19 protein-coding genes are annotated in these 20437 nt (G+C 66.4%); 11 read left to right on the forward strand and 8 right to left on the reverse strand.

The window, feature by feature from the left end; translation table 11 throughout:
- The 8 genes from AWY79_RS03280 to phnE all read left to right on the forward strand — a co-directional run bounded on the left by AWY79_RS03280 (window position 1) and on the right by phnE (window position 7740).
- Window positions 1–1122 carry a carbon-phosphorus lyase complex subunit gene (locus AWY79_RS03280; protein ID WP_066800228.1) on the forward strand — a complete coding sequence of 374 codons (1122 nt, stop codon included), beginning with the start codon at window positions 1–3 and terminating at the stop codon, window positions 1120–1122.
- Window positions 1119–2060: an alpha-D-ribose 1-methylphosphonate 5-phosphate C-P-lyase PhnJ gene (locus AWY79_RS03285; RefSeq protein WP_066800231.1), complete on the forward strand. Its 942-nt coding sequence runs from the start codon at window positions 1119–1121 to the stop codon at window positions 2058–2060. The genes AWY79_RS03280 and AWY79_RS03285 overlap by 4 nt, the downstream gene beginning before the upstream one ends.
- Window positions 2057–2839, forward strand: coding sequence for a phosphonate C-P lyase system protein PhnK (gene phnK / locus AWY79_RS03290; RefSeq protein ID WP_066800234.1), 783 nt, complete (start codon window positions 2057–2059; stop codon window positions 2837–2839). Before AWY79_RS03285 ends, phnK begins: the two co-directional genes overlap by 4 nt.
- A gap of 10 nt (window positions 2840–2849) precedes the next feature.
- Window positions 2850–3548: a phosphonate C-P lyase system protein PhnL gene (gene phnL, locus AWY79_RS03295; protein ID WP_066800238.1), complete on the forward strand. Its 699-nt coding sequence runs from the start codon at window positions 2850–2852 to the stop codon at window positions 3546–3548.
- Between the two features lie 2 nt (window positions 3549–3550).
- The gene (locus AWY79_RS03300) at window positions 3551–4711 is read left to right on the forward strand and encodes an alpha-D-ribose 1-methylphosphonate 5-triphosphate diphosphatase (RefSeq protein WP_066800240.1); all 1161 of its coding nucleotides are present in this window, start codon (window positions 3551–3553) and stop codon (window positions 4709–4711) included.
- Between the two features lie 150 nt (window positions 4712–4861).
- The gene (phnC, locus tag AWY79_RS03305; RefSeq protein ID WP_066800243.1) at window positions 4862–5686 is read left to right on the forward strand and encodes a phosphonate ABC transporter ATP-binding protein; all 825 of its coding nucleotides are present in this window, start codon (window positions 4862–4864) and stop codon (window positions 5684–5686) included.
- 63 nt (window positions 5687–5749) lie between these two features.
- On the forward strand, window positions 5750–6634 hold the full coding sequence (phnD, locus tag AWY79_RS03310; protein WP_078063599.1) for a phosphonate ABC transporter substrate-binding protein: 885 nt from the start codon (window positions 5750–5752) through the stop codon (window positions 6632–6634).
- 2 nt (window positions 6635–6636) lie between these two features.
- On the forward strand, window positions 6637–7740 hold the full coding sequence (gene phnE, locus AWY79_RS03315) for a phosphonate ABC transporter, permease protein PhnE (RefSeq protein WP_066800246.1): 1104 nt from the start codon (window positions 6637–6639) through the stop codon (window positions 7738–7740).
- A gap of 371 nt (window positions 7741–8111) precedes the next feature.
- Here phnE and AWY79_RS03320 read toward each other — a convergent pair whose 3' ends face one another.
- Together AWY79_RS03320 and AWY79_RS03325 are read right to left on the reverse strand one after the other, a co-directional pair.
- Window positions 8112–9113 carry an arsenic resistance protein gene (locus AWY79_RS03320; RefSeq protein WP_066800248.1) on the reverse strand — a complete coding sequence of 334 codons (1002 nt, stop codon included), beginning with the start codon at window positions 9111–9113 and terminating at the stop codon, window positions 8112–8114.
- 17 nt (window positions 9114–9130) lie between these two features.
- Window positions 9131–9349 carry a hypothetical protein gene (locus AWY79_RS03325; RefSeq protein ID WP_066800251.1) on the reverse strand — a complete coding sequence of 73 codons (219 nt, stop codon included), beginning with the start codon at window positions 9347–9349 and terminating at the stop codon, window positions 9131–9133.
- Window positions 9350–9452: 103 nt separating this feature from the next.
- Here AWY79_RS03325 and AWY79_RS03330 point away from each other — a divergent pair, with 103 nt between their 5' ends.
- On the forward strand, window positions 9453–10103 hold the full coding sequence (locus tag AWY79_RS03330) for a Crp/Fnr family transcriptional regulator (protein WP_066800253.1): 651 nt from the start codon (window positions 9453–9455) through the stop codon (window positions 10101–10103).
- Window positions 10104–10129: 26 nt separating this feature from the next.
- Window positions 10130–11530, forward strand: a complete 1401-nt coding sequence (locus tag AWY79_RS03335; protein WP_066800256.1) for a class II fumarate hydratase — start codon at window positions 10130–10132, stop codon at window positions 11528–11530.
- Here the strand turns inward: AWY79_RS03335 and AWY79_RS03340 are convergent.
- Entirely contained in the window at window positions 11527–12120 is a 594-nt protein-coding gene (locus AWY79_RS03340) for a LysE family translocator (protein ID WP_066800258.1), read from the reverse strand. The genes AWY79_RS03335 and AWY79_RS03340 overlap by 4 nt on opposite strands.
- Before the next feature lie 100 nt (window positions 12121–12220).
- On the opposite strand from AWY79_RS03340, the gene AWY79_RS03345 reads away from it, so the two are divergent.
- A complete protein-coding gene (locus AWY79_RS03345; protein WP_066800260.1) occupies window positions 12221–13585 on the forward strand; it encodes an aminotransferase-like domain-containing protein in 1365 nt (454 codons plus the stop codon).
- Window positions 13586–13788: 203 nt separating this feature from the next.
- On the opposite strand, the gene AWY79_RS03350 is transcribed toward AWY79_RS03345, so the two are convergent.
- The 5 genes from AWY79_RS03350 to AWY79_RS03370 all read right to left on the reverse strand — a co-directional run bounded on the left by AWY79_RS03350 (window position 13789) and on the right by AWY79_RS03370 (window position 20349).
- Complete coding sequence (locus AWY79_RS03350) at window positions 13789–15798, reverse strand: methyl-accepting chemotaxis protein (RefSeq protein WP_066800263.1); 2010 nt, start codon at window positions 15796–15798, stop codon at window positions 13789–13791.
- A gap of 354 nt (window positions 15799–16152) precedes the next feature.
- Entirely contained in the window at window positions 16153–16944 is a 792-nt protein-coding gene (locus AWY79_RS03355) for a dimethyl sulfoxide reductase anchor subunit family protein (RefSeq protein WP_066800271.1), read from the reverse strand.
- A 2-nt stretch (window positions 16945–16946) separates the two neighbouring features.
- Window positions 16947–17507 (reverse strand): 4Fe-4S dicluster domain-containing protein, encoded by a 561-nt coding sequence (locus tag AWY79_RS03360; RefSeq protein WP_066800274.1) that lies wholly within the window; start codon window positions 17505–17507, stop codon window positions 16947–16949.
- 11 nt (window positions 17508–17518) lie between these two features.
- Window positions 17519–19762: a molybdopterin-dependent oxidoreductase gene (locus AWY79_RS03365; RefSeq protein WP_199533834.1), complete on the reverse strand. Its 2244-nt coding sequence runs from the start codon at window positions 19760–19762 to the stop codon at window positions 17519–17521.
- Window positions 19763–19797: 35 nt separating this feature from the next.
- On the reverse strand, window positions 19798–20349 hold the full coding sequence (locus AWY79_RS03370) for a TorD/DmsD family molecular chaperone (RefSeq protein WP_066800277.1): 552 nt from the start codon (window positions 20347–20349) through the stop codon (window positions 19798–19800).
- Window positions 20350–20437: the final 88 nt, after the last annotated feature.

Here is a 20437-nt window from a genome sequence, read left to right on the forward strand (position 1 = left end):
GTGTACGTAGCCGTCAAGGGTGGCGAACAGGCCATCGACAACGCCCACCGGCTCATGGCCGAGGAGCGGCGGGGCGACGAGACCGTCCCGGAACTGACCGTGGATCAGATTCTTCAACAGATGCGGCTGTCCGTGGACCGGGTCATGAGCGAGGGCGCGCTGTACGACCCCTGGCTCGCGGCCCTGGCCGTGAAGCAGGCGCGCGGCGACCTGGTGGAGGCGGTCTTCCTGCTCCGGGCCTACCGGACCACCCTGCCCCGGCTCTGCGACACCCAGCCCATCGACACCACGGCCATGGAGGTTCGTCGCCGCATCTCCGCGACCTTCAAGGACATTCCCGGCGGACAGGTGCTGGGACCGACCTTTGACTACACCCATCGGCTCCTGGACTTCGCCCTGGCCGCCGAGGGGAGCCCCGAACCCGCCGCCGTGGCCGACCTCGCGGATGGCGACGGGAACGAGCGCCCAGGCATGGCGCGGGTCATGGACCTGCTGGCCGGGGAAGGGCTGGTGGACCGGCCGGAGGACGACCCCGGCGCGGACGTGGGCGACATCACCAAGGACCCCATGCTCTATCCCGCGAGCCGGGACGTGCGCCTCCAGAACCTGGCGCGCGGCGACGAGGGATTCCTGCTGGCGCTGGGCTACTCCTCCCAGCGCGGGTTCGGCGACAACCACCCCTTTGCGGGCGAGATCCGCATGGGCGAGGTGGCGGTTTCCGTCATACCGGATGAAGTCGGTTTTGAAATCGAAATAGGCGACATAACCGTCTCCGAATGCGAGATGGTCACCAGCTTCAAGGGGTCCAAGGACGAGCTGCCCCGGTTCACGCGCGGTTACGGCCTGTCCTTCGGCTACAACGAGCGCAAGGTCATGGCCATGTCGCTGGTGGACCGCTCCCTCCAGGCCCGCGAGCTGGGCGAGGAGATCACGGCCCCGTCCCAGGACGAGGAATTCGTGCTCTCCCACAGCGACAATGTGGAGGCCCAGGGGTTCGTCCAGCATCTCAAGTTGCCGCATTACGTGGACTTTCAGGCCGATCTGGTCATGGTCCGGGCCATGCGCGAGGAGATCCTCGCCCGCGCCGGGGACGACAAGACCGAGACCGAGGAGGCCGCATGACCGCCGTCAACGCCGCCGCGAACACCGCCGAGACCGGCTACAACTACGGCTACCTCAACGAGCAGACCAAGCGCATGATCCGGCGGGCCATCCTCAAGGCCGTGGCCATCCCCGGCTATCAGGTGCCGTTCGCCGGGCGCGAGATGCCCATGCCCTACGGCTGGGGCACGGGCGGCATCCAGCTCTCGGCCTCCATCCTCGGCTCGGAAGACGTGTTCAAGGTCATCGACCAGGGCGCGGACGACACCACCAATGCGGTCTCCATCCGCAAGTTCTTCGCCCGCGTCACCGGGGTCAAGACCACCGAACGCACGGCCGAGGCCACGGTCATCCAGACCCGCCACCGCATTCCGGAGCTCCCGCTCAACGAGGGCCAGATCATGGTCTACCAGGTGCCCATCCCGGAACCCCTGCGCTGGGTGGAGCCGCGCGAGACCGAGACGCGCACGATGCACGCCCTGGAGGAGTACGGCGTGATGCACGTCCAGCTCTACGAGGACATCGCCCGCCACGGGCGCATCGCCACCAACTTCATGTACCCGGTGAAGGTTAACGGCCGGTACATCATGTCCCCGTCGCCCATCCCCAAATTCGACAACCCCAAGCTCGACAACTCTCCGGCCCTGCACGTCTTCGGCGCGGGGCGCGAGAAGCGGATCTACGCCATCCCGCCCTACACCGAGGTCAGGAGCCTGGATTTCGAGGACTTCCCGTTCACCGTGGAGACCTGGGACCAGTGCTGCGCCCTGTGCGGGGCCGAGGACAGCTACCTGGACGAGGTCATCCTGAATGACGCGGGCGAGCGCATGTTCGTCTGCTCGGACACCGACTACTGCGCCACCCGCCGCGAACAGGGGCATCTCGGCCCCATGGCCGGGCGCGACGAATTCGCCGAGCTGGCGGGGACACCCCGCGCCCACAGGGAGGACGAGGCATGAACCAGACCCCGAAACCGATGATCCGCGCCCGGAACCTGACCAAGAAATACGGCGGGATGTACGGCTGCCGCGACATCTCCTTCGACCTCTGGCCCGGCGAGGTCATGGGCATCGTGGGCGAGTCCGGGTCCGGCAAGTCCACCCTGCTCGGCTGTTTGTCCGGCAGGCTCGACCCCACCGGGGGCGAGGTCGGCTACCTGTCCCGCGAGTTCGGCGCCATCGACGTCCACGGCTGCCCCGAGCCGGTCCGGCGCAAGCTGCTGCGCACCGAGCTGGGCGTGGTCCACCAGAACCCGCGCGACGGGCTCAGGCTCGGCGTCACCGCCGGGGCCAACCTGGGCGAGCGGCTCATGTCCGTGGGCGCCCGCCACTACGGCAACATCCGCGCCGAGGCCCTCAAGTGGCTGGCCGAGGTGGAGATCGAGGCCGAGCGCATCGACCATTTCCCCAAGACCTTTTCCGGCGGCATGCAGCAGCGGCTGCAGATCGCCTGCAACCTGATCACCTCGCCCCGCATCGTGTTCATGGACGAGCCCACCGGCGGCCTGGACGTGTCCGTGCAGGCCCGGCTGCTCGACCTGCTGCGCAACCTGGTGGCCCGGCTGGGGCTGTCCGTGATCATCGTCACCCACGACCTGGCCGTGGCGAGGCTCCTGGCCCACCGGCTCATGGTCATGAAGCGCGGCGAGGTGGTGGAGACCGGGCTCACCGACCAGGTCCTGGACGACCCACAGCACCCGTACACCCAACTGCTCGTCTCTTCCATCCTGCAAGCCTAGGAGCCGCTTGATGACGATCATGATCTCCGTTCGCGACCTGGACAAGACCTTCACCCTGCACACCCAGGGCGGCACGGTCATCCCGGTCTTTTCCGGCCTGAACCTCGACGTGCGCGCGGGCGAGTGCGTGGCCCTGGCCGGGTCCTCCGGCTCGGGCAAGTCCTCGCTCATCTGCTCACTGTACGGCAACTACCGGCCCCAGTCCGGGGCCGTGTCCGTCCGCCACCAGGGGGAGATGGTCGACATCGTGACCGCCACCCCGCGCCAGGTGCTGGACATCCGCGCCCGGACCATGGGCTACGTCAGTCAGTTCCTGCGCGTGGTGCCGAGGGTCGGCGCCCTGGATGTGGTGGCCGAGCCGCTGGTGGCCCTGACCGGCGACGCCACTTCGGCCCGCGACCGGGCGACCTTTCTCCTGCGGCGGCTGAACATCCCGTCCGCCCTGTGGAACCTGCCCCCGGCGACCTTCTCCGGCGGCGAACAGCAGCGGGTGAACATCGCCCGCGGCTTCAGCGTGGAATACCCCGTCCTCCTGCTGGACGAGCCCACCGCGTCCCTGGACGCGGAGAACCGGCGGGTGGTGGTCAGACTCATCAACGAGGCCAAGGCCCGCGGCACCGCCGTGGTCGGGATCTTCCACGACGAGGAGGTCCGCGACCTGGTGGCCGACAGACTGTTCGAGATGCGCAGCTTCAAGGAGGCCGCATAGTTATGGATATCGTGCTCAAGAACGCGCGGCTGGTGCTCCGGGACGAGGTCGTCACCGGCTCGGTCCGGATCTCCGGCGGGACCGTGGTTTCGGTGGATTCCGGCCCGTGCAACGTGACCAACGCGAAGGACCTGGGCGGCGACTACCTGCTGCCCGGCTTTGTGGAGCTGCACACCGACAACCTGGAGCAGGAGCTGGAGCCGCGACCCGGCGTGTTCTGGCCCGACCCCATCGCGTCGGTCCTGGCCCACGACAACACCATGGCGGGCGCGGGCATCACCACCGTGCTCGACGCGGTGTCACTGGGCGAATACCACGACGGCCCCAGCCGCTCGAAGATCATGGACCTGTCCATCCGGGCCCTCAACCGGGCGCGCGCCACCGGGGTGCTCAAGGCGGACCACCGGCTGCACCTGCGCTGCGAGTTCTCGGACCCCAAGGTCGTGGACATGCTCCTGCCGCACGTCGATGATCCCGTGCTCATGCTCGTCTCGCTCATGGACCATACCCCGGGCCAGCGGCAGTTCACCGACACGGACAAGTACCGAAAATATTACAAGAAGGGATGGAGCGACGAGGAGTTCGCCGAACTTTCGCAACGCATGCTCGCCACCCAGGAGGCGTGCGCCGCCGACAACCGTTGCCGGATCATCGAGCTGTGCCGCGAGCGCTCCCTGCCCATGGCCAGCCACGACGACACCACCCCGGAGCACGTGGCCCAGGCCGTGGCCGAGGGCATCGCCATCTCCGAGTTCCCGACCACCCTGGCGGCCGCGCGGCTCGCCCGGCGGGCGGGCATCCGCATCGTCATGGGCGGCCCCAACCTGGTGCGCGGGGCGTCCCACTCCGGCAACGTCTCGGCCCGCGAGCTGGCCGGGGAAGGGCTCCTCGACGTGCTCTCCTCGGATTACGTGCCGGGGAGCCTGGCGTCCGGGGCGTTCACCCTGCACCGCACCCTCGGCGTCTCCCTGGCCGAGGCCGTGGCCAAGATCAGCCTGAACCCGGCGCTGGCCGTGGGGCTGACCGACCGGGGCGAGATCGCGGTGGGAAAGCGCGCGGACCTGGTCCGGGTGCGGGAGATCGAAGGCGTGCCCGCCGTGTTACGGACCTGGTCCGTGGGATGTTCCGGGAATGCTGAAATAACGGAGAAAAACGCGGCCTGAATGTTACAGCCGCGAGGGTTGATTTCGTAAAACCGTCACCCGGTCACAATACCCCTGTTGCAGGGGTGGAGTAGACCGTTGATGTTGGGGGCAACTGCGGACGTTCTTCCGTCGCGCCCCCCGAAATCAGGTCGGAATCGGGAGGCTCCAATGAAATCCATCGACATTCGCAACCGCAAGAACCGCGAGGCGATCAGCACCTCGGGACTGAGCAAGGTCTACCCCAACGGGACCGTGGCCCTCAAGGGCGTGTCCGTGGCCGTCAATTCCAGCGACTTCTGCGTCATCATCGGGCTGTCCGGCGCGGGCAAGTCCACCCTGCTGCGGTGCATGAACCGGCTCATCCGGCCCACGGCCGGGTCCGTGGCCCTGTTCGGCGAGGACGTGACCCGCGTCAACGGCGGCCAGCTGCGGCAGGTGCGCCGCCGCGTGGGCATGATCTTCCAGCAGTTCAACCTGGTGCGCCGCCTGACCGTGCTGGACAACGTGCTGGTCGGCAGGCTGCGCTTCAACGCCCACCCGGTGAAGCGGTGCATGTCCATGTTCCGCCAGTTCTCCCGCCGCGAGCGGGAATTCGCCTTCGACTGCCTGCAACAGGTGGGCATCGCGGACCTCGCCTTCCGCAGGGCCGACGCCCTGTCCGGCGGCCAGCAGCAGCAGCGGGTGGCCATCGCCCGGGCCCTGGCCCAGGAGCCGGAGGTCTTCCTGGCCGACGAGCCCATCGCCTCGCTGGACCCCCGCAGCTCCGAGACGGTCATGCAGATCCTTTCGCAGATCCATGAAGACAAGGGCATCCCGGTGCTGGTCAACCTCCACCACATCGACTTCGCCCAGCGCTACGGCAAGCGCATCCTGGGCATGTCCAAGGGCGAACTGATTTTCGACGGCACGGCCCGCGACCTGGATCCGGAGACCGTGTCGTGCATCTACGGCGACAAGGCGGAAGAGGCCCTGGAGGAACTCTCCGCCGCGTAACCCGGTCTCAGCCTTCCGGTCCCGGAACCACAACCAACCACAACAACCACAGGAGATTCGAACATGTTCGGCAAACTGACCAAAGTGCTTCTCGCGGCCGCCCTGGTGCTGGCCCTGGCCCTGCCCGGCGTGGCCAACGCCGGTCCCAAGGAATGGCCCACCACGCTGAAGCTCGGCTTCATTCCCACCGAAGGCGCCGCCGACTCCGCCAAGCGCGCACAGCCCATCGCCAAGCAGCTTGAGAAGGATCTGGGCGTCAAGGTCGAGGTCTTCACCGCCTCCGACTACAACGGCATCATCACCGCCATGGCCAACGGCCACATCGACCTGGCCTACTACGGTCCCAAGAGCTACGTGGAGGCCTCCGAGAAGGCCAATGCGGACGCCGTGGTCATGGAGCTGAACAAGGACGGCCAGCCCGGCTACACCGGCCTCATCATCACCAGGAAGGATTCCGGCATCACCGACATGGAAAAGGCCAAGGGCAAGACCTTCGCCTTCACCGACCCCAACTCCACCTCCGGCTACCTGGTGCCCAACGTCATCTTCGCCCGCGACATGAAGGTCGACCCCGAAAAGTACTTCAAGGAAATCCGGTTCTCCGGCTCCCACGGCGCGTCCATCCTGGCCGTCAAGAACGGTTCCGTGGAAGTGGCCGCCACCAACAACATCGACCTCGACCGCATGATCGAGAAGGGTTCCGCCTCCCTGGACGACTTCAACGTCATCAAGCGGTCCGACCTCATCCCCGGCGCGCCCATCGCCGTGCGCAAGGACCTGCCCGCCAGCCTGAAGGTCGCCATCGCCGGCTCCCTGCTGAACATCAACGACGACCCCGAGGCCCTGCAAGTCCTTCAGAACGGCGGCTACCGCCACACCAACGACAAAGACTACGACATGATCCGCTATCTCAAGCGGCTCAAGGCTGAACTGGCCAAGAAGAAGTAACGATGTCCCATGATCTGACACTCGAACAGGTCACTCCCAGGAAGAGCTTCCTCGAGAAGCTCGCCCTGGGGGGCCTGCTGGCCGTCATCCTCGCGGTGCTCGTGGCCTCCTACATCTCCACGGACATCGACCCGTTCAAGCTCTACGACAAGCGCCAGAACGCCTTCGAATACCTCTTCGGGCGGGAGCTGAGCGAAACGGACAAACAGGCCGCCATGGACCAGGCCGCGCGGCTGCCGGAGATCATCGCCTTCGAGGAGGCGTACCAGGAGGTCAAGGCCGAATACGTCGCCACCGGGCGCGAGACCGACCCCGTGGCCATGCAGCGCGAGGCCCGCAAACGGGCGGACATCGTCCTCAAGAACATGACCCCGGCCGAACTCGAAGCCGTGGTCCAAAGCGAATACGACCGCATCGCCGACGAGCGGGCCGGGGGATACTTCCCGCCCGAAACCGCCTGGTCGCACCTCAAGGAATACACCAAGGCGCTCATCGAGACCGTGGCCATCGCCATCTGGGGCACCCTCATCGCCTTTGTCGCCGCCATCCCCATGGCCATGTTCGCGGCCAAGAACACCCTGGAACTCATGGTCCAGGGCGACGGCGTGCACCAGCGCGTCATCCGCTGGTTCGGCCAGTTCGCGGCCCGCCGCATGCTCGACTTCTGTCGCGGCTTCAACGAGTTCGTCATGGCCCTGATCTTCGTGGCCGTCATCGGGCTCGGCCCCTACGCGGGCGTGCTGGCGCTCGCCATCCACACCTTCGGCATCCTCGGCAAGGTCTTCTCCGAGGCCATCGAACAGATCGAACCCGGCCAGGTGGAGGCCGTCACCGCGTCCGGCGCGGGACCTGCCCAGATCATGGCCTTCTCCGTCATCCCCCAGGTCATGCCGCTCATCGTCAGCTATACCCTGCTGCGCTTCGAATCCAACGTCCGCTCCGCCACCATCCTCGGCTTCGTGGGCGCGGGCGGCATCGGCTTCCTCATGTTCGACAAGATCAACGGCTACCTCTACCGCGAAGTCTGTACCATGATGATCATGGTCATCGTCTCCGTCACCATCATCGACTACCTCTGCGGCATCCTCCGCCGCCGCTTCGTCTAGCCGAGCGAAGGGCCATTGCAAACACGAAAGGGGTGCGCACGCGCACCCCTTTCGTGTTGAATGCCTCCGGCGGCCAGAGGGGGAAACTTTCGAGAAAGTTTCCCCCTCTGGACTCCCCCTTCAAAGCTTTTTGTCGCCGCTTCGCGGGGTCCGAGGGTTGCGGAGGGTTTGTCTTGCTTGATCTACGGGTTTCCCGACCAGTGATGATTTCAGTCAAGAAGCAACCCCTCCCGCTGCCCTCCCCGCGAAGCGGCGTCAAAAAGTTTGGGAAAAGGAGGGGATGGGGGTCCGGGGGAAGGGGAGGAAACAACCCTTTTCAAAGGGTTTTTCCTCCCCTTCCCCCGGCCGCCGGAGGCTTCCTCGGCCCGCCGTCAGGCGGGCTGGGGGGCCTGCTTGGACTCCGGCTCGGGTTCGGGCAGGCCGAAGACCTTGGGGGTGAAGCGGACGTACCAGGCGGCGGACTGGACCTGGACGATGTAGGCCATGGCGATGACCAGGGCGGCGTCCGAGCCTTGGGTGCCGAAGGCGTTGATGGCGATGGCCAGGGCGATGGACAGGTTGCGCATGACCGAGCCGTAGACCAGGGCGATGGCGTCGCCGCGCGGCAGCAGGGCCTTGCCGATGACGGTGGAGACGAAGAAGTTGACCCCGTAGAGGAGCAGGAGCGGGAGCAGGATTTCCAGCAGCAGGCCGGGTGCGGCGGCGATGGTGCGGGCCTTGAGGGCCAGGGCCACGAACACGATGCCGAGCACGCCCACGGTGGACAGGCCGGGGAACTTGGGTCCGAGATCGCGCTGGAACCGCTGTTGTCCGTAGCGGCTCACGAGCCAGCGCTGGGTGAGGTAGCCGAGGGCCATGGGCAGGAACACGATGACCGCGATCTGCTTGATGACGGCGGAGAGCTGCATCGGGATGGCCGCGCCCATGAGCGCCTCCACGTAGAACGGGGTGGCCAGGGACCCGGCCACCAGGCCGATGACGGTCATCTTGATGGCCGCGGACATGTTGCCCTTGGCGAATCCGGTCCAGGAGATGGTCATGCCCGAGGTGGGGACCAGCCCGGCCAGGAGCAACCCCAGCGCCATGTACGGGTTGTGGCGGAAGAAGAGGAGGCCGACGCCGAAGGCGAGGAAGGGAGTCAGCCCGAAGTTGATGAGCTGAGTCAGTATTTGCGCCTTGGCGTCGCCCCCCTCGAATACCTTGCGGACCTTGAGGGTGACCATCATGGGGTAGACCATGAGGAAGGTGAACGGCACGATCATGGCTTTGAGCCAGGCGGTGTCGGCCAGCAGCCCGTAGGCGAACCCGGCCAGCATCATGGCCGGGATGGCGTAGATCAGGTTTCTGGTGAGCATTCCGAGCAGTCTGAACATGATGGCTCCTTGGTGGCTTATTCCTGGCCCGATCCGGCCATTTCCGTGGCCCGGCAGTCCGGGTCCGAGCAGCAGGGGGCTTCGCCGTCGCGGTAGACGACCACCCCGTTGCGCACCGGCTCGACGATGTACCGCCTGGAACATTCCGGGCAATTGACGTAAAAGGGGCTGTAGTTGTCGAACCCGCCCGTGATGCGGGGCGCGTTGCAGTAGGGGCATTGGATGGTTGCGCTCATGTCCGCCTCCTTGTTGGTTTCCCGTTTTCGCCTCCAACATAGGGTTCGGGGCGGCGCGGCACATTGATCTCGATCAACACAAACGGATTTTTTCGGGATATTCATGGAAAAGACGGAATTGAAGCGGCGGATCGGGGCGTTCCCCCTGTTCGCGAAGCTTGAGGAAGCGCAGCTGGACCGGCTGGCGGAGCGGGCCGAGGTCCTGGCCTTTCCCCGGCGGTCGCTGTTCTTCAGCGAGGACAACTCGGCCCAGGGGCTGCACGTGCTGCTCGAAGGGCGGGTCAAGCTCTTCAAGCTGGGCGAGGACGGCAAGGAGCAGACCATCTTCGTGTTCGGGCCGGGCGAGCCGTTCTGCCTGTGCTCGTCCTTTTCGGACGGCAGGCTGCCCGCCAACATGGGCGCGCTGGAGGACAGCCGGGTGCTGTTTATCCGGCCCGAGGAGTACGAGCGGCTGGTGCGGGAGGACCCGTCCATCCTGCTGACCATGATGCGGGTCATGTCCCGGCGGCTGAAGGAGGCCATGGACATGATCGACTCCCTGTCGCTGAAGCAGGTTCCGTCGAGGCTGATGGCCTATTTCGAGAGCCGCCACCAGGAGGGCCGCATCACCCTGGACCTGTCCCACCGCGAGCTGGCCAAGATCATCGGCATCACCCCGGAGGCGCTGTCGCGCACCCTGCGGAAGATGACCGACGACGGGGACATCCGCATGGAGGACGGGGACATCGTGCTGTTGCGCCGCGAGGGCGCGTAATCATCGTATCGGGAACAGGAGGAATCATGGCTGAATACCGCATGGAATCCGACAGCATGGGCGAGGTCCGGGTGAAAGGGACGGTCCTGTGGGGCGCGCAGACCCAGCGGGCGCTGGAGCTCTTCACCATCGACGCGGAGTTGATGCCGCGCGAGCTGATCCGGGCCTACGCCGTGCTCAAGAAGGGGTGCGCCCTGGCCAACGGCGGGGCGGGCAAGCTCGACCCGGATCGGCGCGACCTGATCATCCGGGCGTGCGACGAGATCCTGGACGGCGAGCATGCGGACATGTTTCCCCTGCCGGTGTGGATCTCCGGGTCCGGCACCCAGTTCAACATGAACGTCAACGAGGTCATCGCCAACCGCTGTTCCCAACTGGCGGGCGAGCCGCTGGGGTCCAAGCGGCCGGTCCATCCCAACGACCACGTCAACTTGAGTCAATCAACTAACGATAACTTTCCGTCAGCCATGTATATGGCCGGAGCACATGAAGTTGTTTTCAAGCTTATCCCGTCGCTGCAAGCCATGCGGGAGCGGCTGGAGGCCCAGGCCGGAGCGTGGATGGACATCGTCAAGATCGGGCGCACGCACATGCAGGACGCCACGCCCCTGACCCTCGGCCAGGAGTTTTCCGGGTACGCGGCCATGCTCGCCGACGGCGAGGAGCGGTTGCGCTCGGCATTGGAGCAGGTCTACCGGCTGCCGCTCGGCGGCACCGCCGTGGGCACGGGCGTGAACAGCTGGCCGGGGTTTGCCGAGGCCTCGGTCCGGGCCATCGCGGACCTCACCGGGCTGCCGTTCGTTCCGGCTCCCAACCGGTTCGCGGCCCAGGGCAGCCACGACGCCCTGGCCGGGCTGTCCGGCGCGCTGAAGACCTTGGCCGGGTCCCTGAACAAGATCGGCTGCGACATCCGGCTGCTGGCCTGCGGCCCCCGCGCGGGGCTTGGTGAACTGGTCATCCCGGCCAACGAGCCGGGGTCGTCCATCATGCCGGGCAAGGTCAACCCCACCCAGTGCGAGGCCCTGACCATGGTCTCGCTCCAGGCCATGGCCAACGACCAGGCCGTGGCCCTGGGCAACACCTCCGGCGCGTTGGAGATGAACGCCTACAAACCGCTGATTATCCGCAACCTGCTGCACTCCATACGGATTCTGTCCGACGGCATGCGCAGCTTCACCACCCACCTTCTGGACGGGCTGACCCCTGACCGGGAACGGATCGCGGCCCACGTCAGCCATTCGCTCATGCTGGTCACGCCGCTGGCGCGGGTCATCGGCTACGACAACGCGGCCAAGATCGCCCACCACGCCCACGCCGAGGGGCTGACCCTGCGCCAGGCGGCCCTTGAGCTGGAGCTGGTCTCGGCCGAGGAGTTCGACCGCGTGGTGGTGCCGGAAAAGATGATCCGCCCCAGGGACGACGGCTAGACGAACAGCGCGTACATGGTCGCCCCGACCATGACCGCCACCAGCACGCAGTTCACCCCGGTGAGCACGGCTCTGGACCGCAGGGTGCGCATGATCACCGCGCCCGCCGCGCCCCAGGTGGAGTGGAAGAGGACCTGGAAGAACAGGAAGGTGGGCACGAACACGACCATCTCCCGCCACAGCGGGATCGACGGGTCGGCGAGCATGCTGAACCCGACCACGGACATGGCCCAGCTCTTGGGGTTCAGGGGGTGCAGGATGACCCCCTCGCCAAAGGTGAACCGGCGGTCCACCCTGCGCTCGGCCAGGGTCATGGAGAGCAGTTTCCAGCCCAGGTAGAGAATGTACCCCATGCCCACGACCTTCATGCCCAGGGCCAGGTTCGGCGAGGCCAGGAACAATCCCCCCAGCCCGAAGCAGACCAGGACGTTCAGCGCGACCATGCCTACGGTGGTCCCCGCCAGGAACGGGATCGCGGACCGGAACCCGGTGGTCTGGCCGATGCCCATCATGGTCAGGTTGCCCGCGCCGGGCGTGCCGGTCATGACGACGACGAAAAGGACGAAGGCGGCGTATGTTTCCATGTTCATGGCGGTATCCCCCGGCCGCACCGTTGGCGGCCCGCTGAAAGGTTTCGGTCATTGAGGGGTACGGTTGACATTGTGTGGAGTCAATGAATATATTGTCTGCATGACAATATATGCGCCCGTCATGGTCCGGGGAGACGGTCCCCTGTACAAGGAGTTGGCCGACGCCATCGAACGCGACGTGGCTGCCGGGAACCTGCGGCCCGGCGAGCGGCTGCCCACCCACCGCGACCTGGCCGACGCCCTGGGGCTGAACGTGTCCACGGTGACGCGCGCCTACCGCGAGGCCGGGAAGCGCGGGCTGGTGTCCGGCACGGTGGGGCGCGGGACCTTTGTCTCGTCCGACGCGGCCACCTCCACCTCGCTGGTCTCCTTCGAGCCGTGCGTGCCGGGCATGATCGAGCTGGGGCTGGTCTCGCCCCTGGATCACCTGGACCCGGACGTGGCCGATGGGTTCCGGCGCATCGCCCGGCGCAGGGACCCGTCCTCGCTGCTGCGCTATTCCGACCCGCGCGGCCAGGCCGAGCACCGCAAGGCGGGCGCGCTCTGGGCCGAGCGGTTCGGGGTTGGTGCCGATCCCTCGGACGTGGTGGTCTGCGCCGGTTCGCAGCACGCCCTGACCTGCGTGCTGAGCGGGTTGTTCCGGCCCGGCGACAGGCTGGCCGTGGACGCCCTGACCTATCCCGGCATGAAGACCCTGGCCGCCATGCTCGGCATCCGGCTCGTGCCGGTCCCCATGGACGACCGGGGCATGATCCCCGACGGACTGGACGCCGCCTGCCGCCGCGACGACATCCGGGGCGTGTACCTCATGCCCGGGGTGCACAACCCGACCACCGTGACCCTGCCCGAGGGCCGCCGCGAAGAGATCGCCCGGCTGGCCGACCGCCACGATTTCCTGATCATCGAGGACGACGCCTACGACCTGACCGACCCCGGGCGCATCGAGCCGGTGGGCAACCGCGCCCCGCATCGGCGCGTCTACATCGCGGGCATGTCCAAGTCCCTGGCCGCCGGGCTGCGCGTGGCCTTCGTTGTCGCCCCCACGCCCCTGATCAAGCCCCTGGCCCAGGCCGTGCTGAACACCATCTGGATGGCCCCGCCGCTGAACGTGGAGCTGACCGCCATGTGGATCAACGACGGCACCGCCGACCGGGTGGTGGAGGCCAAGCGCGCCGAGGCCGCCCGCCGCTACATGCTCGCCTGTGACCTGCTTGACGGGCTGCGCTTCCGGGGCAAGGCCAGCGGTTTCTACCTGTGGTGCGAGCTGCCCGAGCCCTGGACCGGCAATGCGCTGGAACGGGCCTGCGCCGCACGCGGCGTGAACGTCTTCGGCGCGGAAAAGTTCGTGGTCGGCGAAAGCCCGGCCCCACGGGCCGTGCGCATCTCCCTCACCGGGACCGAGTCCCAGGAGCAGCTCCGCCAGGGACTGCTCGTCCTGCGCGACACCCTCGCCGGCACGCCGTAGGGGGGGCGGCGCTGGGGGAAGGGAGGGAAAACCCTTTTGAGAAAGGTTTTTCCCTCCCTTCCCCAGACCCCCTTCCCTCCCTTTCCCAAAACTTTTTGTTGCCGCTTCGCGGGGAGCGCGGGGCGGGAATGGGGATGTGTGAATGTACAAAGGGCGTCTTCGGTTGGAAGACGCCCTTTGTTGTTGGTGTTGGTGTCGGGGGGTCAGAACCGTTCGAAGTCGGCCCCTTCGTCCATGTTCAGGTCCAGGCCGCCGGAGGCCGGGGCCGGGGACCCGGCGGGCAGGGCCGCGCGCGGGGATTGGCTGACCCGGACCCTCTTGGCGGACGACCCGTTGTTGCCCACGTTGAAGAAGGACATGGTCTCCTGGAGCTGGCGGCTCTGGCTGGACAGTTCCTCGCTGGTGGAGGCCATCTCCTCGGACGCCGAGGCGTTCTGCTGGATGACCGTGTCCAGCTGGCCGATGGCCGTGTTGATCTGCGAGGCCCCGGCGTTCTGTTCGTTGGAGGCCGCGGTGATTTCCTGGACCAGGGCAGCGGTGCGCTCGATGTCCGGCACCAGCTGGCCCAGCATCCGACCCGCCTTGTCGGCCACTTCCACGCTGGACACGGACAGGTCGCTGATCTCTCCGGCGGCCGTGCCCGACCGCTCGGCCAGCTTGCGGACCTCGGCCGCGACCACCGCGAATCCCTTGCCGTGCTCTCCGGCGCGGGCCGCCTCGATGGCCGCGTTCAGCGCCAGCAGATTGGTCTGCCTTGCGATCTCCTCGATGATCGAGATCTTCTCGGCGATCTGCTTCATGGCCTCCACGGTCTGGCCCACGGCCTCTCCGGTCTCCTTGGCGTCGTTGGCGGCCTTGGTGGCAAGCGTTTCGGTCTCCCTGGCGTTCTCGGCGTTCTGGCTGATGTTCGAGGCCATTTGCTCCATGGAGGAGGAGACCTCCTCGATGGACGCGGCCTGCTCCGTGGCCCCCTGTGACAGGGCCTGGGAAGAGGCCGAAAGCTCGGCGCTGCCGCCCGCCACGTTGTTGGTTGCGGAATCCACGTCGGACACCACGGACTGGAGCTTGATGACCATGTTGTTCAATGCCCCGGCCAGGATGCCTATCTCGTCGCGCTGGTCTATGGCCAGCGTCCGGGTGAAGTCGCCCTCGCTCATGCGCCGGGCAAAATCCACGCCCTCAAGCACCGGGCGGGTGATCATCCGGGTCAATCCCCAGGCGATGAGGACGCCGACGAGGAATGCCGTAGCCAGGCCCACGACCATGATCAGGGAAGCGGTGCCGAGGGCGCTCACCGCCTCGTTGGCCCGCTGCTGCGTGGCTCCCAGCCCGGCCTGCGCCGTGCTGTTGGCCGCATCGAGCACGGATTGGCCGACGTCGTTGCGCTGCCTGTTCAGATCATTCAGTTCCTTGAAGTTGTTCAGGAAATTCTGCATGGCCCCCGCGTAGCCGTCGCCCGCCTCGCGGATGGCCTGCAGCTGGGCGATGTTGGCGGGCTGTCGGGTGATGGCCCGCAGGGCGTCCTCCCGCTCCCGGATCTGCGGGAAGTTGTCCAGCGCCTCCTGCATGATGGCCGTGTCGCGGGTGGCCTGGGACTTGAAGTTGCCGATGCGGCTCGCGTTGCCCAGGGCGATGATCTCGTTGATCAGGGTGATCTTCCGATGCCGCTCCACGAGCCGTTCCATGGAATTCCCCTGTCGGATTTCGCGGTCCAGGGCCTCGTTCTGCGAGATCAGGAACTCTTCGCAGTTCTTCATGAATTTCCCGGCCGCCGCGTCCATGTTCCCACGGATGGCGGCCATGGAGGCTATGATCCGGTTGGTTTCGGCCACCAGGGACGCGTAATTGTCAAGGCGCGTCGAGGCGGCCTCGACGTCCTTTTTCAGCTGGACCAGGCGGGGGTGGGCGTCGGCGTGCTCCCTGGCCCGGCGGAGATTCGCCAGGGTTTCGTCCAGGCTCTTCTTGCCGTCGTTCCAGAACCGTTCCTCCTCGCTCAGGGAATACCCCCTGATGGCGTACATGGTCAGCAGGGCGGCGCGCTCAAGGTCGTTGGCCATGGCCACCTCCGGGAGATATTCCTCGGCCAGTTCCCGCGAATCGGTGCTCACCATGAGCATGTCGTAGATGGCCACGCCTCCGAGCACGCAGGCGATGAGAATGAGACACCCGAACCCCAATCCGAGCTTCAGCCCCAACTTCAGATTCTTGAACATATTGCCTCCACGAAAGCGCTTGAGTGATTGCGGTCCCGACACTGCGGTCCCGGCCCGGCCCGTGCCGGGGCTGTCGTATACCCACGCAGGAAGCGTAGCCACAGGATAAGGAGCGAGGTATTATAGTTACGTTATAAATGTCGTTAGTCTATTTTGAAACTGGGCTCGCGGCAGCGCAACCGGCCGTCCGGAAAATTGCGCGGCAGGCCCGGATGGGCCTGCCGCTGTTGACGATCTGGTTGGCCATGACCGCTTCGGGTCGGCGCAGGGCATTGGGGGCTCGGGGTGGGTTTTCAGCCGGAAAAAAGGAACGGGCCTTGCGGCCCGTTCCAAAGGGTGGGGGATAAGGGACGGCTAGTACAGCCCGCCCATGTTGGCTGCGGTGTGCACCGTGTCGGCGAAGAACCCGGCGCGGCCGACCAATTCTCCGATGAGGACCAGGACCGGCAGCCAGGCCGGGATGTCCCTGGTCTTCCAGGCCACGGCCAGCGCGACCGCCAGCACGCCGAGGTGCGCCCAGTAGAAGCCGGACGCGAGCCACGCCTGGCCGGTCATGCGCATGACCTCGCCGCCGGACAGCCAGACGCAGGGGGCCACCAGGTAGAGGACCAGCCCCACGACCACCGCACCGGTGAAGATGCGGACCATGAGCGGCCTGAGCCCCTCGTCCGCGAACCAGCTGCCGAACCCGGCGCCGAGGAGGACGGCGGAGGTCAGGAAGAAGGCGGCGGGCAGGGCGTTGTTCAGGGCGGGCAGGGCCGGGGGCGCGTAGGTCATGCCCGCGGACAGGATCACGCCCAGCCCCAGGGCCGTGCCGAGCCAGGCCAGGGCCGGTTTTCCGGCCACGTTCCCGGCCACCACGGCCAGGGCGGCCACGCCCATGAACAGCCCGGCGAACAGGACCTCGCGGCTGAGCCACGCCGTGCCGAGATGGGTCAGGGCCATGGGCGCGCTCAGGGGATGGCCGAGATGGAACAGGGAGCCGAGCAGCCCCGCGACCATCAGCCCGGCGATGAGCAGCCACTCCGTGCGCCCGGCGGCTTCCTCGCCGCCGGAGGTGGTGCGCACCGCGCGCATCAGGGTCAGGCCGATGGCGGCCTGGGACAGGACGGTGAAAAGGACGAGCGGGAATTCCATGGACTGCATGTCTACCTCCTCACCATCTTCGGCGTTTTGGGCAGGATGAAGCGGGTGGACGGATTGAGCTTCTCCATCTTCGGGTATCCCGCCGGATATTGGACCTGGTTGGTCTGCTGCATCTCGGCCAGGTCGACCAGTTGCAGGGCCTTGGTCGGACAGGACTGCACGCAGGCGGGCTTCAGCCCGGCGTCCAGCCGTTCGTGGCAGAAGCTGCACTTCTCGGCCCGCTTCTCCACCGGGTTGTACTTGGGCGCGCCGTAGGGACAGGACCGGATGCAGTTGCCGCAGCCGATGCACTTCTCCTGGTGGTGGACGACCACGCCGTCCTCCTCGCGCTTGGTGTAGGCGTTGACCGGGCAGACGTTGAGGCAGGCCGGGTCTTCGCAGTGGTTGCACGCCAGCGAGAGGAAGGCGCGCTCGCGGTGGGGGTAGATCTCCTCGGACAGGGGATAAACCTGCCGCCAGACCACGCCCTCTTCCTGATGGTAGTAGTTCCGGCAGGCCATGGCGCAGGTGAAGCACCCGATGCACCGCTCGGAATCGACCAGAAACGCGTATTGCTTTTTCATTGTCATGCTCCTTACGCCCTTTCGATGTCGGCGAACTGGTCATGGATGGCCACGCCCGGCGCACCGGCCTTGTACGCGCCCATGTCGGCGGACTCGTCGTCCACCAGGTTCTGGACGTTGAAGGTCGTCCCCTTCCCGAACCACGCCTCGTAGATGAGCAAACAGTCCTCGGTCACGTTGTCGGTCAGCTTGACCCGGGCCTTCTGCTCGCCCACCTTGTTGAACACGCGGACCATGTCGAGATCGTTGATGCCCTTTCCGGCGGCGGCCTTGGGGTGCATGTAGACGAAGGGCTCCTTGTTGTACTCCTTCATCCAGTCCAGGTTCACGAACTGGGAGTGGATGCCGAACTTGGTGTGGGGCGTGAGCAGCCGGAACTTGTCGTAACTCTCGCGGCCCTTCTTGAACTCCGGCAGCGCCTTGTGGCCGTGCTCGGCGCACAGGTCCGAGCGGAACTCGTACTTGCCCGACGGGGTGCCGAACTTCATGTCGTGCCAGGCCGCCGAGGAGGCCAGCTTGGCCTTGACCGGGCCGTTCTTGAGGTCGGTCCAGTCGTTGATGCCGAAGAGGTCGTAGATGCCCTGGTTGAACTCCTTGGCCGTCCACTCGCGGGTGTCGATCTCGGTGGGCAGGGTGCAGGAGCCGGGGGCCAGCTCGTTCATCTTCCTGGACAGCGCGGCCCCGATCTCCAGGTTGGACTTGGCCTCGTGCAGGGGCTTGATGGCCTGCTCGTTGATGGACAGCCAGTAGTGCCAGTAGGAGGCGTTCACGGTCCACTCCTCGAACAGGGTGGTGACCGGCAGGACGATGTCCGAGTTGGCCACGGTCTCGGTGAAGAACTGCTCCACGGAGACGACCATTTCCAGGGTGTCGAACGCCTTTTCCAGCTTGGGCCGGTCGAAGTCCTGGGCGAACGGGTTCTTGCAGGAGACCCAGAGCATGCGGATGGCAGGGTCCTTGGTGTCCAGGATGGCCTGTGCGGTCTTGTTGATGTTCACCGTGCGGTCGGAGTAGCTGGCCTGCCTGCCCTCGGTCAGGTCGAACTCGCCCTTGGCCGCCGGGCCGGTGAAGCCCACGGACCCTTCGGGCTGCTTCTGGATGAAGGCGTTGTAGTTGAAGCCCCAGGTCTGGAGGTGGCCGTAACGTGCGCCGCCCCCTTCCTTGCCCACGTTGCCGGTCATGGCCACCAGGGCGTCGATGGAGCGCACGGACGCGCCGCCGTTGGTGTGGCGCTGCATGCCGTAGCCGATCCAGATGGTGGCCGGGTCGGCCTGGGCGAATTCCTCGGCCACTTCCCGGATTTCCTCGGCCGGGATGCCGGATTGTTCGGCGGCCCATTCCACGGTGACGTTCTCCCGCAGGTAGGCGGCGAACTCCTCGAATCCCTGGGCGTTGTTTTCCACGAAGGCGCGGTCCACCAGCCCCTTGTCCAGGATGTGCCGGGCCATGCCCAGGGCGAGCGCGCCGTCGCTGGCGGTCTTGGGCTGCCAGAAGACGTCGCCCTTGGCCGCGGTCTGGGTGAAGACCGGGTCGATGACCAGGATCTTGGCCCCGCGCCGCTTGGCCTCCATGATGTATTTCATGGAGTGCACCGAACACCACGCCGGATTGGCGCCCCAGATGATGACGTACCTGGCCTTGACCATGTCCTCCGGGTCGTTGCACCACATGTTGCCCAGGTCGTAGTTCTGTGCGTCGATGCCCGCGGGCCAGCACGGGGTGCCCACGAACCGGGTGGTGTAGCCGAGGGAGGACATGAGCCCCTCGACGCCGTAGTTGGTAATGCCGAAATTGCCGGAATATTTGGTCATGCCCAAGCCGAGCAGGCTGCCGTCCCGCTCCTTGAGCTCCATGATCTTCCCGGCGATGCGGTCCATGGCCTCATCCCAGGACACGCGCCGCCACTTGCCGGTGCGGCGGCCGTCCTGGACCATGGGATACTTGATGCGGTCCGGGCTGTAGGGGCGGCGGGTGTAGGAATATCCCTTCACGCACAGCCCGCCGTCCGTGTAGGTGGACTCGGGCGCGCCCTCGATGAACTGGATCACCCCGTCCTTGACGTAGGTCTTGATGCTGCACGTGTCGTAGCAGTTGCGGGGACAGGCGTTGCGGAACACCTGAAATTCGTTCTGGTCGAAGCCCGCCGCCTGTGCCGTTCCCGGCACCAGCAGGCGACAGGGCAGCATGGAGGCCGCGGTTGCCGCCGTGACCCCTTGCAGGAAGCGACGCCTGCTCAACAGTTTTTTGGAAGCCATATCCTTCTCCTCTCGGTCTCGGTTAAGAGACCCCTCTAGGATTGATCGATTCCCGTTTCGGTCCTTGCCGATGCGAGCCAGGCCGTCAGGGCGTCCACCGCCATGCGGATCGGGCCGCTGACAACGGGCTGCTCGCGGACGGCGGCCGCGAACCGGGGAATCCAGCCATGCATGTGGTCGTTGATGAACCAGTCCCGGACCTGTGAAGCCGTTGGGTCGCCCTCCGCGCCGCCCAGGGCGGCCACGGCGTCCAGCTCGTACGCCAGGTGGTCGTCGGGCGTGGCGTTGCGGTCCGGGACCTCCAGTCCCAGGGCGCGGTACGCTTCCCGGACCTCCAAGGCGGGTTCGCCCATCAGGGTCGGTTCCGGCTGGTAGGCCGAGGCATAGGGCGGGGCCGGGACGGCGGCCGGACCGACGAACAGCCGGTTGAAGTCGTACTCGACCTCCACCCAGTCGGTCTCCCGGTCCAGGGGAAGGCCGAAACGGGCGCTGATCCGGCCGGCGGCCTCGCGCAGGTCCTTGGCGTCCACGGACGCGAAGAAGTCCCGGAGCGCGGGCGCCTGTTCGGTGAAAAGGGTGTTGTCCATAGGCGGGCACCTCCTGATGCCGTGATACTGATTCGACGATGACACAGTATTACGGTCGGGAGGGGAGACTACAGACGGGAAAAAGGGG

Source organism: Pseudodesulfovibrio indicus (assembly GCF_001563225.1).
Classification (GTDB): Bacteria; Desulfobacterota; Desulfovibrionia; order Desulfovibrionales; family Desulfovibrionaceae; genus Pseudodesulfovibrio; species Pseudodesulfovibrio indicus.